At 62.5% G+C, this 16250-nt stretch carries 9 protein-coding genes; 1 reads left to right on the forward strand and 8 read right to left on the reverse strand.

The genetic code is table 11. From position 1 onward, the window contains the following. Positions 1-379 precede the first annotated feature (379 nt). Positions 380-1330 (forward strand): hypothetical protein, encoded by a 951-nt coding sequence (locus O1W68_RS05145; RefSeq protein ID WP_269301845.1) that lies wholly within the window; start codon positions 380-382, stop codon positions 1328-1330. 149 nt (positions 1331-1479) lie between these two features. Here the strand turns inward: O1W68_RS05145 and O1W68_RS05150 are convergent, their stop codons facing one another. The 8 genes from O1W68_RS05150 to O1W68_RS05185 form a co-directional block, all read right to left on the reverse strand. After that, the gene (locus tag O1W68_RS05150) at positions 1480-3024 is read right to left on the reverse strand and encodes an acyl-CoA carboxylase subunit beta (protein WP_269301846.1); all 1545 of its coding nucleotides are present in this window, start codon (positions 3022-3024) and stop codon (positions 1480-1482) included. Further along, on the reverse strand, positions 3021-7952 hold the full coding sequence (gene pks13 / locus O1W68_RS05155) for a polyketide synthase Pks13 (RefSeq protein WP_269302790.1): 4932 nt from the start codon (positions 7950-7952) through the stop codon (positions 3021-3023). Before pks13 ends, O1W68_RS05150 begins: the two co-directional genes overlap by 4 nt. Before the next feature lie 115 nt (positions 7953-8067). Continuing rightward, positions 8068-9966 carry a long-chain-fatty-acid--AMP ligase FadD32 gene (fadD32, locus tag O1W68_RS05160; protein ID WP_269301847.1) on the reverse strand — a complete coding sequence of 633 codons (1899 nt, stop codon included), beginning with the start codon at positions 9964-9966 and terminating at the stop codon, positions 8068-8070. A 173-nt stretch (positions 9967-10139) separates the two neighbouring features. Beyond that, the gene (locus tag O1W68_RS05165; protein WP_269301848.1) at positions 10140-11159 is read right to left on the reverse strand and encodes an LLM class F420-dependent oxidoreductase; all 1020 of its coding nucleotides are present in this window, start codon (positions 11157-11159) and stop codon (positions 10140-10142) included. 185 nt (positions 11160-11344) lie between these two features. After that, on the reverse strand, positions 11345-12313 hold the full coding sequence (locus tag O1W68_RS05170) for a cutinase family protein (RefSeq protein WP_269301849.1): 969 nt from the start codon (positions 12311-12313) through the stop codon (positions 11345-11347). An 8-nt stretch (positions 12314-12321) separates the two neighbouring features. Further along, complete coding sequence (locus tag O1W68_RS05175) at positions 12322-12876, reverse strand: DUF732 domain-containing protein (protein ID WP_269301850.1); 555 nt, start codon at positions 12874-12876, stop codon at positions 12322-12324. Positions 12877-12991: 115 nt separating this feature from the next. Then, complete coding sequence (locus O1W68_RS05180; RefSeq protein WP_269301851.1) at positions 12992-14839, reverse strand: alpha/beta hydrolase-fold protein; 1848 nt, start codon at positions 14837-14839, stop codon at positions 12992-12994. A 201-nt stretch (positions 14840-15040) separates the two neighbouring features. After that, a complete protein-coding gene (locus O1W68_RS05185) occupies positions 15041-16042 on the reverse strand; it encodes an alpha/beta hydrolase (RefSeq protein WP_269301852.1) in 1002 nt (333 codons plus the stop codon). Positions 16043-16250 lie beyond the last annotated feature (208 nt).

A 16250-nucleotide genomic window follows, 5' to 3' on the forward strand; every position in this document is an offset into this window, starting at 1 on the left:
ACGGCTATTGGGCCGTTGGGGCGGGCCTCACCACCCGCTTCAATGGTCCACTCATACGATCAGATAGCTTCGGGGCGCCATTCAAACAGTGCGCGACGGGTGGTGGGCCGTTGGGGTGGGTGGGCTTTCACCACCCGCTTCAATGGTCCACTCATACGATCAGATAGCTTCGGGGCGCCATTCAAGCAGCGCGCGACGGGTGGTGGGCCGGTCATCAGGGCGGTATCGCCGGCCCACATAGCGCACGGCACTGACATTCAGGAGCCTTGTCTCGGCAATTACGCCGAGTTGTCCACAGTCAAAGCCTGCCTCAACACGCGTCCGGCCTGCCCTGGTCGCAGGGCGTTCGACCGTCGCCGAACTCTGCAAACTGCCATTTATGAAACGCGGTAGCTGGGCAACGAACCGATACATCCTGGATGGGGCATCCCTCAACGGCGTCATCACCCGTCGGGCACTTCGACAATGCGGAGTGTCGGACGGATCTATTACCCTGCGAACTGCTGACGGCGGCAAGTGGCGTCGAATACTGCCGGGAATCATCCTGTTGCACAATGGCAGTCCCACGCTTCTACAACAACAATCTGCCGCTTTGCTCTATGGCGGCGAACAGAGCATGCTCACCGGTGGCACCGCCGTAATGCAGCACGGCTTCGACCGTGTCGGGGGCGACGTCCACATCCTCGTTCCGGCGACCATGCGTCGAGCGTCGTCGTCGTTCGTACGTGTCGAGCGGACGCACCGCCTACCGGAACCATTACATCGTGGCCGCTTGGCCGTCGCCCCACTGCCACGCGCGCTCGTCGACGCCGCACGGGCATTGCGGCATACCGGGGCCTGCACTCGCCTGTTCGCGGAAGCTGTTCAACGCGGTGCGGCCGATCTCGACGAGATAGTCCGCGAACTCAGGGATGGCCCCCGACGTCACGGCGCCGTCGGTTGGGCAGCCGCGAGCGAACTTGCCGACGATGCGCATTCCGTTGCCGAGGTTCAAGCACAGAAGCTCTACATCACCTCGGGGCTTCCGAAAATGGTCCACAACCGCGACATCCTCGACACCGACGGCAGATTTCTCGGACGACCCGACGGCTGGATAGATACTGTCGGATTCGGTTGGCAGATAGACTCGTTCGCCCATCACCTGAGCCCAGCCGACCACGCCAAGACCCTGAAACGTCGAGCGGACATGGAACGTATCGGAATCATCATCGTTGCGCACCTGCCGAAGCAGATCAGAGACGACCCATCAGGGGTACTGGACGACCTTCGAGCCGGCTACGCCCGTGCACTTGCCCGCCCGCGGCCACCTGTGCACATCGCCCAAGCATGAATGGCGCACACAAGCTAACTGATCGTATGAATGGATCATTCAAGCGGATGGTGAGGCGCGCCTCGAACCGGCCGAACAGCCGTCGCGCACTGCATGAATGGCGCACACAAGCTAACTGATCGTATGAATGGACCATTCAAGCGAGAAAATTAGATAGGAAGCAGGTGATGCTTCCGCGGATTCTTGAACACCTCTTTGTTCTCGAGCAGCTTGAGTGCTTTGCGGAGTTCGAGGCGCGTCTGGGACGGTTCGATGACTGCATCGATGTAACCGCGTTCGGCCGCGACCCATGGTGTTGCTACGTGCTCGTTGTAGAAGTTGATGAGCTGTGCTCGCACTGCCGGGGCGTTGTCTCCTGCCGCGGCGAGTTGCTTGCGGCCGATGATGTTGACGGCACCCTCTGCGCCCATGACGGCGATACGGCCGGTCGGCCAAGCGAAGTTGATGTCGGCACCCAGTTGCTTGCAGCCCATGACTGCGTAGCCGCCGCCGTAGGCTTTGCGAACCACGACGGTGATCTTGGGAACCGATGCTTCGATGTAGGAGAACAGGAATCGTCCGCCCCGCTTGATGACGCCGACCTTCTCCTGGTCGACGCCGGGCAGGAAGCCTGGAGTGTCGACGATGAAGACGAGCGGGATGTTGTAGGCGTCGCAGATCCGGATGAAGCGTGCTGCTTTGTCCGAGCCGTCGGCGTCGAGTGCTCCGGACAGGAACATCGGCTGATTGGCGACTACACCGACCGATTTACCGTCGACGCGGGTGAGTCCAGTGATGACGTTCTGTGCGATGCCCGTGGACATCTCGTGGAATTCGCCGTCGTCGAACATGCGAAGGATGATGTCGTGCATGTCGTAGCCGGCGTTGTCGGCGTCGGGCATGACCTTGTCAAGCAACAGGTCCGACTCGGTGATCTCGGGCTCGATACCCGGATTGACTACTGGCGGGTCTTCCTGGCAGCTCGACGGCATGTAGCTCAGGTAGTTCCGTACCCATGCGAATGCTGCTTCTTCGTCCGCGGCAACGTGGTGGACGTTGCCGTATTCGGCCTGCTTGCGTGCACTTCCGAGTTCGTCGAGGCTGACGTCCTCTCCGGTGACGGACTTGATGACGTCCGGCCCGGTGACGAACATGTACGCCTCTTCGGTGGCGACGACGACATCGGTATTGATGGGTGCGTAAACGGCGCCGCCGGCACACTTGCCGAGGATGATCGATACCTGCGGGCACATGCCGGACAACGGCTCGTGCCGACGGCCGAGCTCGGCGTACCACGCGAGCGAGGTGACGGCATCCTGCACGCGCGCGCCGCCGGAGTCGTTGATTCCGATGACCGGGCAACCGACCTTGATCGCGAAGTCCATGATGCCCGCTACCTTGCGACCGAACATCTCGCCGACGGTGCCACCGAAGACAGTCTGATCGTGGGAGAACACGGCAACCGGTCGCCCGTCGATGGTGCCGTGCCCGGTAACCACTCCGTCGCTGTACAGCGCGGTGGGATCGTTCGGAGCCTTGACCAGTGCACCGATCTCGATGAAACTGCCCGGGTCCAGTAGCGAGTCCACGCGTTGTCGAGCGCTCGGGATGCCCTTCTTCGCCCGCTTGGCGATACCTATCTCACCCGCCGGCTCTCTGGCGAGTTCGAGGTTGGCGCGCAGATCGGCCAACTTTTCGGCGGTGGTACCACTCAAGGCTTAGCTCCTGACTCGATTTCTTCGAGCTTCTTCGTCATGTGTGCCGCGATTCTGCCAATGTACGGCTCGTCGACGATCGCAAGGTGATCGCCTCCGATCTCGACGATCTCGAGGTTCTTCACAACAGGCCCCCACCCACCGTGGGCTTCACGGGTGGCATAGGCGGGCTCCAAGGCGATGGCATCGTCGTGGTACTTGTCGGCCATGTACAGCGTCACCGGTCCGCCGTACGGCTTCAGTTCCGCTGTCTGAATGGCACGGTTGTCCAACCAGGACGTTCGCTGATGTTCGATGATGCCGCCGGGGATCTTCGCACCGCTGAGCTTGACGAGATCGGTGATGATTCGGATCTGGCCCTCGTCGTCGGCTTCGACCAGCTTGTCGTACGGAATCGGGTAGTCGACGTCGTAGGTCTTCTTGGCGAAGGCCGCGTATCGCTCCCACCGCTTGCGCACCTCGTCGCGAGTGTCCGGGATCTCGGTTCCCGGCATCACCGTATCGAGCAGCCCGATGTAGGCCACCTCGATGCCCTGTTCCTCCATTTGCCTGGCAACTTCGTACGCAAGGATGCCGCCGAGCGACCATCCGACGAATACGTAGGGACCTTCCGGCTGGATTGCACGGATCAGCGGCACATATTCTGCGGCGCGCACGGAGATCGGGCCTTCGACGCGTTCGAGTCCGTACATCGGGGTTCCGGCTGGGAGCTTGCGGAGCAGCGGCTCGTAGGCGACCGTGGAGCTGCCCGCCGAGTGGAATGCGAACACCGGGGTGGCCGTGGAACCTTCGGGGCGGGCGCGCAAGTTGCGTACCACTCCGTCGATTTCGCCGCCTTCGAGGTGCGGACGTACCTTCTCGGCCAGCTGCTCGATGGTCTCCGAGTCGAGGACGTCGTCGAAAGTGACTTCGCCACCGGCCCGCTCGGTCAATCGGGCCGCCAACTTTTCGGCCACCTCGTCGTCGAGGATCGGCAACGTGTTGAAGATGCCCTTGGCGGACTCCTTCGTCACGACGGCCCACGTCGCGAACGTCATCCGCTCGGCGTTGTCGCGCGGCGGAACGTCGGAGCCTGCAGCCTCGGCGAACCCTTCTTTGCCGCCCAGGTCCGACATCGAATCGGTCTGCGCTACAGCAGGCGTCGTGTCGGGTGCGGCTTCGGCGGGCGCGGCCGGGGAAACCGAGTCACGAGTCTCGGCCTCTTTCTCCGCGGCCTGTTGCTCGGCGAGGGCCGCAACCTCTTCACGATTCTCCAGCGCGTATCGCAGGTACTTCTCGACCTCGAGCAGGTTGGCATCTCGTACTGCCTGCAATTGCACGGTGGGTATGTCGAATTCGTATTCGACGCGGTTCTTGATACGCACAGCGCTCAGTGAGTCGAGACCGAGTTCGATCAGCGGCACCTCGGGTGGGAGGTCCTCTGGGGCGTATCCCATCGACTCGGCAACGATGATCGCCAACCGGTCTTCTAGCTTCTGACTACCGTTCGCGTCCCAGCGATCACCGAACGTCTCGACGACCTCCGGCAGCTCTTCCATCGGCGAGGTCGACGACTGCGCCACAGCGACAACGGGTTCCGGTAGCGGATCGCCGGAGGTGACCACGGCCTCGTGCAGCAGAGTGAACGCAGATCCCTGATGGGCGTGCACCTGAACGGACGCGCCACCGAGGTGGGAGGTCACCGTCGTGACGACGGTCCCAATTTTGGGGACCGCTGCGTGTGACACCGCGTGTCCGAGTTCGACGCTCGAAAGAACTTGCGACGCTGCTGCCTTCACCAGCTCGTCGAAACTTCCGAGAGCCGATGCCTGCACCTCCCACACGTGCCGACCGTCCGGCAGCGCAACCCGGGAACCGGGGACGTGGGAGTTACCGCTCGAGTTGATTCGCGAGTCGAGCCAGAACTCTTTGCGCAGGTACGAGGTACGCGGAATGGCTGCGTAGTCGCCATCGTCGAACAGCGTCGTCAGATCGAGGACGTGACCATGTACGTACAGTTGAGCGAGTGCCGCGAGGAACGTCTCGGACTCGTCTTCCTTACGCTTGAGTGTCGGGATCAACGTCGAATCGGCAACTCCTGCAGCCCATGCCGTACCCGCGATCGACATCAGCGCGACGGGGTTGGGAGCCAACTCGACGAACGTGGTGTGACCGTCGCCGACGGCGATATCGACTGCCTGCGTGAAGTAGACCGGGTTTCGCATGCCCTTGGTCCAGTACTCCACACCGTGTATCGGTTCGTGGCCGGCGCGGTAGTGCGCCTGCTTGTCAACCGAAGAATAGACACCGGCACGAAGTTTTCCAGGCTCGATGCCTGCCAACTCCGCCGCCAGCTCACCGAGGAGTGGGTCGACTGCAGCAGTGTGGCCTGCACCCTTCACATCGAGAATGCGGGCCATCTTGCCAGCGGCCTCGGCCATCTCGACGAGTGCCACGACCTGTCCGCGTGGTCCGCCGACAGTCGTATGTGTCGGAGCCGCATAGACACATGGCTCGACGTCGGGGAACTGATCGGTGAGCGCAGTGACCTCGTCCGGCGTGTACTCCACGAGCGCCATTGCGCCCTGGGACGCCGCACCGAGACCTTCCTGGCCTTCCGCGAGAAGTCGTGAGCGCGCGTAGATGATGCGAACCGCGTCTTCGAGGTTCAGCCCACCCACGACGTATGCCGCAGCGACCTCACCCATCGAATGTCCGATGACGGCTGAAGGTTCGGCGCCATGGGCACGCAGTGTTGCCGCCAGAGCAATCTGAATGACGAAGATGGCGACCTGCGAGTTCTCGAACTCGTAGTTCTGCGAATCGTCGAGAATGATCTCCTTGATGGAGTAACCGGCCTCGTCGAGCAGCAGTTCGTCGACCTCGTCCACCGCAGCGGCGAACGTTGCATTGTTGCGGTACAGCGCATGTGCCATCTTGCGATGTTGTGAGCCGAAGCCGGAGAACACCCAGACGGCTCCGTTGGATGCAGGCGAGTCCGCGGAGAACACGCCCTGCCCTGGCTTTCCAGAGGCGATGGCACGCAATCCGGTGATGGCTTCTGCGTGCGTCGAAGCGAGAACGACTGCACGAGAACGTCCGTGGTTCCGCTTGGCCAGTGCCCGTCCGACATCGGCAAGAGGAGTGATGCTTCCGGCTTCGGTTTCGAGCCAGTCTGCCAGCTCCGAAGCGGCGCGCTTACGCCTGGAGGGCAGTGCGGCCGAGACTGCCAGCACGACAGTCTGCGGAACGGACTCCACGAGAATCTGTTCGGCTTCGGCAACCGGGTCCGTGGTCTCGACATCAGATACCTGTATGCGTGTATCAGCTTCCGCTGGTGCAACTTCCGCGCCGAGAGCTGCCGGAACAGCCTTGACGTATTCGGTGACCACGACGTGCGCGTTGGTGCCGCCGAAACCGAAACCGGAGATCCCGGCGACGGCCTTGCCGGTGTATCGAGGCCACTCGGCTCCCTCGGAAACGACCTTCAGATGCGCCTTGTCGAAGTCGATGTAAGGGTTGGGGCCCGCGTAGTTCAGCGAGGCAGGCAACCGGTTGTGCTGTAGTGCTAGGACGACCTTGATCAAACCTGCTGCACCCGCAGCGGATTCGAGGTGACCGAAGTTCGTCTTCGCCGAACCGAGCAGCGCGGGCTTGTCCTCGCTACGGCCCCGTCCGACGACGCGTCCGAGCGCGTCCGCCTCGATGGGATCGCCGAGAATGGTGCCGGTGCCGTGGGCCTCGATGTAGTCGACCCCGGACGGGTTGATGCCGGCATCACGGTAGGCGAAGCGAAGAGCGTCCGCCTGAGCGTCGGGACTCGGTGCGAGAAGACCATTGGAGCGACCGTCAGAATTGATCGCCGAACCGGCGATGACCGCGAGAATGTCGTCTCCGTCGCGCTCGGCGTCTTCGACCCGCTTGAGCACGACGAGGCCGCCACCCTCGGATCGGATCATGCCGTTGGCGTCGGAGGAGAAGGCCTTGATCTTGCCGTCCGGCGCCAGTACTCCCGTCTGGCCGAAGCCAACGGTGATCGGCGGTGCCAGCAACATGTTGACGCCACCGGCTACGGCGAGATCGGATTCGCCGTCGCGCAAACTTCGAACTGCCTGGTGCACCGCCACGAGTGCGGACGAGCATGCGGTGTCCACCGCGATGGACGGTCCACGGAAGTCGTAGAAGTACGACACCCGGTTAGCGACGATGGCCGTCGAAGTACCGGTCAGTGCGTACGGGTGAACCGCCGGGTCGCTGACAGCAAGCAACTGGTAATCGTTGGACGAGCTACCGATGAAGACCCCGACCTGCGAGCCCTTGACGGAACTGGCCGGGATCCGTGCATGCTCGAGGGCTTCCCAGGTGAGCTCCAGTGCCAGCCGCTGCTGAGGATCGACATTGACGACTTCATTGGGTGACATCGCGAAGAACTCCGCGTCGAACGTCTTGACGTCATCGAGGTAGCCGCCCTTGGTGACGGTCGCGTCGACAGCTGCCTTGATGACCGGATCGGAGGTGAACTCCTGCCACCGCCCCTCGGGCAGGTCGGTGATGCCGTCGCGGCCCTCACTGAGCATCGTCCACATCTCTTCGGGCGTGTGCCCTGCGCCTGGGAAGCGCGTCGAGACGCCGACGATGGCGATGTCGTGCGAAGAACCAGCCGCTCTGCCTTGGAGGTAGTACGCGTCGTCGGCGGCCTCGTCGGGAACATCGGGTTCGCCTTCGATGATGCGGATGGCGAGCGACGCGATCGTCGGATGTTGATACGCGACCGTAGCGGTCAACGTGACACCCATGAGTTCCTCGATATCACCGCTGAGTGCGACGGCGTCGCGAGAGGCGAGACCGAACTCTTCCATCGGCCGATCGTCGGAAATCTGCGCAACCGGCTGCCCGGTGGCGTCGGCGACCCAGTTGCGCAGCCACTCACGCAGCTGCGACACGGTCATATCCGCCCCAGAGCTGTCTGTCACTCGTACGGCATCGATCTCATGGTTTGCCATCAACTCACCAAGCTACCTGTCCATTGGAAAAGGTGGTCTCTGAAGAACGTCCGGGTGACACTCAGTCCGGTTGTTCCACGTCGGGGAAAGCGTTCTGCTGGTGACCGCCGCGCAGGGTGCCCTCGATGTAAGCGGCTTTGCATGCGCGTCGAGCAATCTTGCCGCTCGAAGTACGCGGAATGGAACCGGCAGGCACAAGGAGTACATCGCGAACCGTCACACCGTGGCGGGTGGAAATCGCGGTGCGAACCTCGCCTGCGATCGGTGCTGGGTCGGCCTTGCCGGAACCGGGCGCGCGCTCGGCAACGATTACGAGCTGCTCCGAACTGTCGTCGGGGTCCTTGGTCAGGGCTGAGCCGCTGAATTCGAACACGACCTCGGGCAGCTGGTTCAGTGGAACCGAGAATGCCGCCACGAATCCTGGACGCAAGGCCTTACTGGACTCCTGCGCGGAGAATTCGATGTCCTGTGGGTAGTGATTTCTTCCGTCGACGATCACGAGGTCCTTGACGCGACCGGTGATGTAGAGCTCGCCGCCGTGGTAGACGCCGTAGTCACCGGTGCGCATCCATTTGGCGTCGTCGGCTGCACCCTCGGCATGCGATCCCTGAGGGATACGACTGACGAGCTTGTTGTGGAAAGTCTCGATGGTCTCTTGCTCACGGCCCCAATAACCAAGACCGATGTTCTCTCCGTGCAGCCAGATCTCACCGACGTGATCGTCGGTGACCTCGCTCGCGGTATCGGAGTTCACGATGGCAGCCCACTGGCTTCGAGCAACCTCACCAGTGGAGACCTGTGGAATTGCGCCGACCGCATCTTGATCCACGACGACGAAGTTGCCCGCGTTGAGCTCGACACGGTCGACGTACACGATCTTGGCCTCGTCGCGGTGATTGATGGTGGAGACGAACAGCGTGGCCTCCGCCATGCCGTAGGACGGCTTGATTGCCGTCTTCGGGAGGCCGTACGGACCGAAAGCGTCGTTGAACTTCTTCATCGACGACGTGGTGACCGGCTCACTGCCGTTGATGAGCCCGATGACATTGGAAAGATCGAGTGTCTCGCCGTTCTTCGGCAACCCACGCTGCGCGGCATGCTCGAAAGCGAAGTTGGGAGCAGCCGCAAACGTGCCCGCGCCGTCGGAGACCGCGGCAAGTTCCTTGATCCAGCGCCATGGGCGCTGCACGAACGCACGTGGGCTCATGATGGTGATGTACCGGCCGCCCAGGGCGGGCAGGATGACCGTCAGCAATCCCATGTCGTGGAACATCGGCAGCCAGGTGACACCGCGTGAATCCACGGTGATCTCCATGCTGTCCACCATTTGGAGGGCGTTGACGCCGACCGCGCGGTGGGTGATCTCGACACCGGCCGGGGTGCGGGTCGAACCCGAGGTGTACTGCAGATACGCGATGTCGTCGAGCTTGGCGTCCGGTTCCACCCAGGTCTCGCCGACGCTGTCTGGAATGGCATCGACGGCGATGATGCGCGGACGCTGCGCGGCGGGCAGTCCTCGGAAAAATGCTCGAACCCCTGCTGCGGACTGGGTTGCTGTGAGAATGGCCGACGGCTCACAGTCGCCGAGCACGGCATGCAGCCGGTCGGAGTGACCCGGCTCGTCCGGGTCGAAGAGCGGAACAGCGATGGTGCCCGCGTAGATGGCTGCGAAGAATGCGATGACGTAATCGAGCCCCTGCGGCGCCAGAATTGCGACACGATCACCCGGAGAGGTGACTTGTTGCAGACGAGCGGCCACGGCGCGTAGACGACGTCCGAACTGCGCCCAGGTGAGCTCGTGAGCTTCACCGTCGCGTTCGGTCGAATAGTCCATGAATCGATATGCCAGTGTGTCGGCATTCTGTGCAACGTTCACCTCGACATGGCGGACGAGAGTCTTACCCTCGCCGATGACGATGTGGCCGTTCTCATCGATGTATTCATCGAATGTGTGGCTCATGTGTTCGCTTCTCCTCCGCGGAATCCGCTGCTGCTGCACGAACGGGCAACGGCCCGCGCCCCGAATTTTCTTCTCGACTCACGCAAACGCAGTACAGCGTGAAATATTACTAGCTGGTAATTGTCAGGAAGGCCAGACCCGCCGGCCCCGCCCTTCGACGGCCGAACGTCCGGTCACTCACCCTTCAACAAACCGATGACCGGCGCGAACGCTTCCATCTGTGTGGGGAAAACCCCGACATAGGACATCGTCGTCTTCGCGCGAACGTTACGGATCTGATCGGCAATTTCCTCGTAGGTTCCGAACGCGAGATACGGCGAGGTCAAAATATCCTCGATACTCAACTTCACATCCACGTCGACGTTCGGCGGATAGCCGTTGTCGAGAGCAGCCAATGCCATCTCCGCCATCTGCTCACGATCGTCCGTGACCACGATGGTCGTGATGGCCCAGTTCAGTTCGATCTCCTCGAAGCGCTCACCGGCTGCCTCACGGATGAGCTCGACGCGCTCGAGCGTCTTCTCCAATGTCATACCGGACAGACGAAGCTTGCCGTCTTTCGTCGAACTCGGTACGACCGAGATGATGTCGGCATACTTTGCGGCCAGGGCCAACATCCGAGGGCCACCGCCGCCGACACAGATCGGCGGTCTCGGTCCCTGACGTGGCCGTGGGCTGCCCTTCAATCCGGTGATCTTGAAGTGCTTGCCCTCGAAATTGCATTCTTTGCCGCGAAGCAAAGTATCGAGAATCTGGAGGCTCTCCTCGAGCTTCTCGATCCGAACGCCCGGCCGGTCGTAGGTGATACCTGCCTTGTCGTACTCGTCCCGCATCCAACCTGCGCCCAGCCCGAGCTCGAGGCGACCACCCGAAAGAACGTCGATGGTCGCGGCGTCCTTGGCGAGAATCGCCGGATGCCGGAACCCGTTCGCGAGAACTGCGGTACCCAGACGGATCTTCTCCGTCGCCACCGCGAGCGCTCCGAGCGCTGCAATCGGGCCGACCTGATTGCCGAGGTGATCCGGGATCATGAAGCTGTCGTAGCCGAGCTCCTCTGCCAGCTGCGCCAGCTTGATGAACTTGCGCGCCCCACCCTCCTCGGCGTTGCCCTCACCGCCAGCTGCGAAGCGGAACGGACGAAGCGCCCTGATCTGCCCGTCAGCGGGTAGATCCGGGGCTTGGGCGGAACACATGTATAGGTCTCCTCGATGCGGGTACGCGTAGATTCCAGCGCCGATTGCGCCTAGTCCAAGCGGCCACTCTATCTGCTCACCACCCGGGAATACACCTGCCGGGGTACACGAGGACCAGCTTTGTGCCTATTCCTCAGAGGGCGGTGCGGACCTTGTGACTCCTCCACTGGGCCCCGCCCCTCTGCTCAGGAGTGTGGAATCGACGGCGCTTGCTCGATCAGACCGGCCGCCCACTGCGCAATCCACTGCGTCGACGTCGTGCCGCTGTCGTCGACGACGAAGGTGTTGTACGACGCATGCACCGGATTACCTGCAGCACCCACGAGAATTCCGAGGCTCTGCGGAATGTTCCGAAGCGACAAACCTTCCGACGGGGCAGTACAGATGAGATCGCCTGGCGCACATATCTGATTGACCACCGAATCGAGTGAACCGAATCCGCCTGCGCGGGCCCCGGTCATCGTGACGCCGGGAAAGTCGAGACCGCCCAGCGCAACCTCGGCGCCGACGCCGTCGACCGGCGGTCCGATGTCCTGACCGGAGGTGCCGTCACGGCGCCCGTCCGCGATCAACGTCACGCCCAGAACCTTGTCCGCTGAGACCGGGCCGTTGCCTGCACCGATCTCGGCCGCAATGTCGCCTGCGATCACAGCACCCTGAGAGAAGCCGGTCAGGATGTAACTTGTCAGCGGGCAATGCTCGCTGACGCGGGACATTTCGGCCTTCGCTACCGCAGCACCCTCGGTGCGGGAGTTGTTGTAAGACTGCTGACCGTCGGGCGGGAACGCGATCGGATTGGAGAACTGCGCGACGTACGGGACCGTGTACACGCTCGCCCGCCCCGGCTCGAACTGCTCCTGCAGAGGCCGAGTCACGTTCAGCATCAACGACAACGGATTGGCCGACGGGTTGTACGGGTCATCGGTCGCCGACGATTCCCAGGTACCGGGAATGGCAATGACGGAGACATCGGCACAATCCGCCGGTTGTGACGTCTGTTCGCCCGGACCGGGCTCTGGAATCGGAGAAGGCACAGTGTTCGGCAGCCTTCCGGCAAGCAGATACCACGCAGCCACGATGATCAGACCGAGAACGACTGCTACCGCAAGTAGCTTCGGTAGCAGACGCCTCTTTTTCTTCGTCCCGTTCGCCATCGAGTCCGTCAGGCCTTACAAATCGTGTTCTGCGCGGCGGTGATGTAGAGCTGCGCGGTCTCGCCTGCCTGCTCAGCTGTGATCTGCGTACCCGAAGCGCTGGCCTCGACCCCCACGTTGGCTGTCACGAACGTCGAGATCTCGTCCGGTGCGACACCCTGCGACTGTGCCGAGCAAATGTAGGAGGCCGTCGAGATCGCGATCTCACCGTTGCCTGCCGGGGTGACCCCAGCCTTTTTCAACTCGTCGAGAAAGGCTTGGCCTCGATCGTCGACCGGCGCCTGGGTTGCACCCGGAAAATCCTCCGGGACAGGCTGTGGCTGCTCCGGTGGTGCCGTCGCCGCCTCACCGGGACTCGTCACGGCGGCCGACGTCGTCGACTCGCTCGCCGACGTCGACGAGGTCGTTGCCGAGGTGGACGACGATTCCGTCGTCGTCGTCGTGGCGGTGGTGGTCGGTACTCCGGTGGCGGTGGAATCGTCGCTTCCGCAGGCGACCAACATTCCGCCTGCAGCTACGGCGAGAACACCCATCGACAGGGTTCGGGCCAGAGACGTTCGCATGTTCAATCCAGTCCTCACAAGCGCATGATTCACGAGCGACATCGTTCAACGCGTGAGGGTACAGAGTTCCGCTGAGAGAAACCTGAAGCGGGACCCCGAACCTTTCACGCAGCGATCATGGCGCGATTGTGACCTTGCCACCCTTCACAGTGATGATGCCGAACTGGAAGTTCTGTTGCACGCCGCCACCGTCGATATCGAACTGATCACTGGTGATATATCCCAATCGGCCACCCTCGTAGCCGACGCTCTTCCATGCATCGAAGATCTCACCGTTGCGAATTGCCCACGCCCCGGTCAGCGGACTCCAGTAGACGTTGCCACCCTCGAACTCGTTGAACCGGCCGCCATCCTTGATCGGACCGAGCTCACTGGTCTTCGGGAAGCCGAGTGGGCCGTTCTCCCAACCGAGTTGGCCGTACTTGCCGAGGATCATTCCCTGCACCGAGTGGGTACCGAGTTCGGGACTGAAGTACATCGCGCCGATCTCGAAGCCCTGCACCGCGCCAGGCTTCGACGGTGTCGCCACCTCGTCGAGCACCGGGTAACCCAAGGGGCCACCCTCGTAGCCCTGGCGTGCCCACTCGTCGAGGATCGCACCACGCACAGCGTGGGCACCGGTCTGCGGCGTGAAGTAGACCATTCCGTTCTGGAATGCGTTTCCGCGTCCTCGTCCGTCAGGAGTTGCGAACTCGCCGGTCTTCGGGAAGCCCAGTGGGCCCGAAGGACCGCCGGAGCCCTGGTAATTGCCGCCGATCGCACCTGCGACCACCTGAGCGCCGGTGTCGGGCGAGAAGAAGACGCGTCCGAACCTGAAGTCCTGTGCCCGACCGCCTGCGACGTTGTACTCCGGTGTCAGGCAGTCGCCCAGCCAGGAATTTGCGCCCGACGCGTTACCGATCGCTCCGGCGGCGTTGCACGCGGGCTTGTCCACATCGACGTCGAGTGCGCCGGCGAGCTGCGGCCAGAGCTGATGCAGCTCGAACTGCCAGTACTCCCACGTATGCGTTCCCGACGGCCGGTAGTTGACCTGGGCGGGGATGCCGAGCTTGTTCAGCTTGGTCGCAAATGTCTGAGAGGTCAGGCGCGAAAGAATTTCCAGACCCATACCGGCGTAGTTGGAGCTGACGCCCGGGATGCCCGACGGCGGATCGTACGGTCCGGCAGCGCCGTTTCCGCTCGATACATAGAGACTGACGCCTTCGAGCTGATCGGCCAACAGATATGGGTCGTGCTGAGCCCAGAGCTCATTGGTAGGCGCACCCCACATCGCTTTGGAGTTGTACCCGCCGGCGTCGGTCATCGCGTACTGAATCGCCTGTGGCATGCCGAGAGACGTCGTCGTCAGAATGCCGGACAGCGACGCTGCGAACGTGAAGAAGCCCTCGTTGCGTGCGGCGAGGAACATCGCGGCCGTGCCACCCATCGACAGGCCGACGACACCGCGAGTCTGGTTGGTTCGCCAGTCGTTTTCGAGGATCGGCGGGAGTTCCTTGGTCAGGAACGTCTCCCACTGATAGTTCTTCCCCTGATCCTGGTCGATCCAATCGGAATAGAAGCTCGACTGTCCACCGACCGGCAGTACGACGTTGACGTTCTTGTCGGCGAAGTAGGACTCGATGTCCGTCTCCAGCGTCCAACCGTTCTCGGTGTCCGTTGCCCGGAGACCATCGAGCATGTACACCGACGGGAAGACCGCTTGCGGGTTGATGTTCCAGTCGCGCGCAAGCAGGAGCTGGACCTGAATCGGAGTGCCCATCGACGGAGACGTGACCCAGAGCGCTACGCGACGGTCCGACAGCCAATCGACGTCGGTGACGGTAGCTCCGGAGGGTGCCTGCGTCTGCGCAGGCAGCGACGCGGGTACCGGAGTCGCTTGCGCGATGCCGGCAGCGCCGAACGGCGATGCCAGGGCGACGGCCAATGCCGCTGCTACTCCGAACCGAGCAAGCCCACTGCGCATGATGATGACTCTCCTTCGTTCTTGCTGACGATGTCTTTCTACACGCGAACTACGCCGAAGCACACGAGGCTCGCTGTGACTGGTGGTGCAATTGTTAATCGGTGCGATCTCGAGCTCACGCCCACAGACGCAGAAATGCCGCCCTGCACCTTGTGCAGGACGGCATTTACGCGAATTCAGAACTCGATCTCGTGATCGAAATCAGGCGTTCAGAGCCTCTAGGATCTGACCACGGGCCTTGAACAGCTCGGCGGACCAGTACGGCCACGCATGGATGCCGCTCGACGGGAAGTCGAACGTCGCAGGGATACCGAGCGTAGCCAGACGAACCTGGAATGCGCGGCTGTTGGCGAGCGCCAGGGCTTCGAGAGCCATGCCGTTTGCCGTGTTGTAGAAGTCGATCGGAGCACGCGGCTTGTCGAACTCGCCGGGTAGGCCGCTGGCAGCGGACACGTACAGCGACAAGCCCTTCAGCTTCGGAGCGAAGACGAACGGGTCGTTGCGAAGCCACGCCGGGCTCCAGGGCGGTCCCCACATGGAGTCGACGTTGAACCAAGACTGCGAGAGCATCGCCACGCGGATGGCTTCACGCATACCGGGAGCCGAGATGTTCAGGTATCCGGAGAACGAACCGGCGAACTTGAACTGGTCGCGGTGGTAAGCAGCGAGCGTCAGTGCGGCCGAGCCACCCATCGAGATTCCGACGACAGCGTTGTTACTACGCGAAACGCCGTAATTCTCCAGGTAGGCCGGAAGATCCTCCGTCAGGAAGGTCTCCCACTTGTAGGTGACTTCCTGGCCGTTGAGGTTGGACGCGGCATACCAGTCGCTGTAGAAGCTGGCCTGCCCACCGACGGGCATGACGAGCGAAACGTTGTCGCCTGCGAACTGGTCCTGTGCATTGGTTTCGAAGGACCATGCGTTGCGGTCGTCGCGGGCGCGGAGTCCGTCGAGCAGGTAGAGAGCGGCATCGCCGCCGCGCGCTGCCCACTGGACCTGGACCTTGATCGGACCCATCTCGGACGGAACGAACAGGTCTTCGCGTCCGCCGGCCGGGGCTTTGTGAACCACTGCGCTCGGTGCTGCGAGAGCGGTTGCGCCACCCACTACGCCGACGGCGAGTGGGAGGACCAGGGCCGCCGCGCCGACGCCGATGAGGCGCTTACCCCACCTAGCTTTACTGCTGAGGCCAGCAAATCGCATGAAATCGTGCTCTCTCTCGTCTACTGCAGGTCTCCGCGATGTTGCGGCGCCCGGCGTGCCAACAGGGCATCTTCGGCCCTGTCGGGCCGTAAGCAAAGGGGTCTTCGGTGGTGAACTAAGACTGGAGGGTATTCCAACCAGCAGCCCCAGAGCAAAACTGCGGCTTTGATGCCGCAGATCCACCTGGGGCTGATATCGAAACTGAGAC

The organism is Rhodococcus sp. H36-A4, from assembly GCF_027158005.1.
GTDB lineage: Bacteria > Actinomycetota > Actinomycetes > Mycobacteriales > Mycobacteriaceae > Rhodococcoides.

Excerpts from the sequence above, each read along its gene's own strand:
- fadD32 (WP_269301847.1), bottom strand. The coding sequence starts at position 9,966 with ATGAGCCACACATTCGATGAATACATCGATGAGAACGGCCACATCGTC.
- O1W68_RS05170 (WP_269301849.1), bottom strand. The coding sequence starts at position 12,313 with ATGGCGAACGGGACGAAGAAAAAGAGGCGTCTGCTACCGAAGCTACTT.
- O1W68_RS05180 (WP_269301851.1), bottom strand. The coding sequence starts at position 14,839 with ATGCGCAGTGGGCTTGCTCGGTTCGGAGTAGCAGCGGCATTGGCCGTC.
- O1W68_RS05145 (WP_269301845.1), top strand. The coding sequence starts at position 380 with ATGAAACGCGGTAGCTGGGCAACGAACCGATACATCCTGGATGGGGCA.
- O1W68_RS05175 (WP_269301850.1), bottom strand. The coding sequence starts at position 12,876 with ATGCGAACGTCTCTGGCCCGAACCCTGTCGATGGGTGTTCTCGCCGTA.
- O1W68_RS05165 (WP_269301848.1), bottom strand. The coding sequence starts at position 11,159 with ATGTGTTCCGCCCAAGCCCCGGATCTACCCGCTGACGGGCAGATCAGG.
- O1W68_RS05185 (WP_269301852.1), bottom strand. The coding sequence starts at position 16,042 with ATGCGATTTGCTGGCCTCAGCAGTAAAGCTAGGTGGGGTAAGCGCCTC.
- pks13 (WP_269302790.1), bottom strand. The coding sequence starts at position 7,952 with ATGACCGTGTCGCAGCTGCGTGAGTGGCTGCGCAACTGGGTCGCCGAC.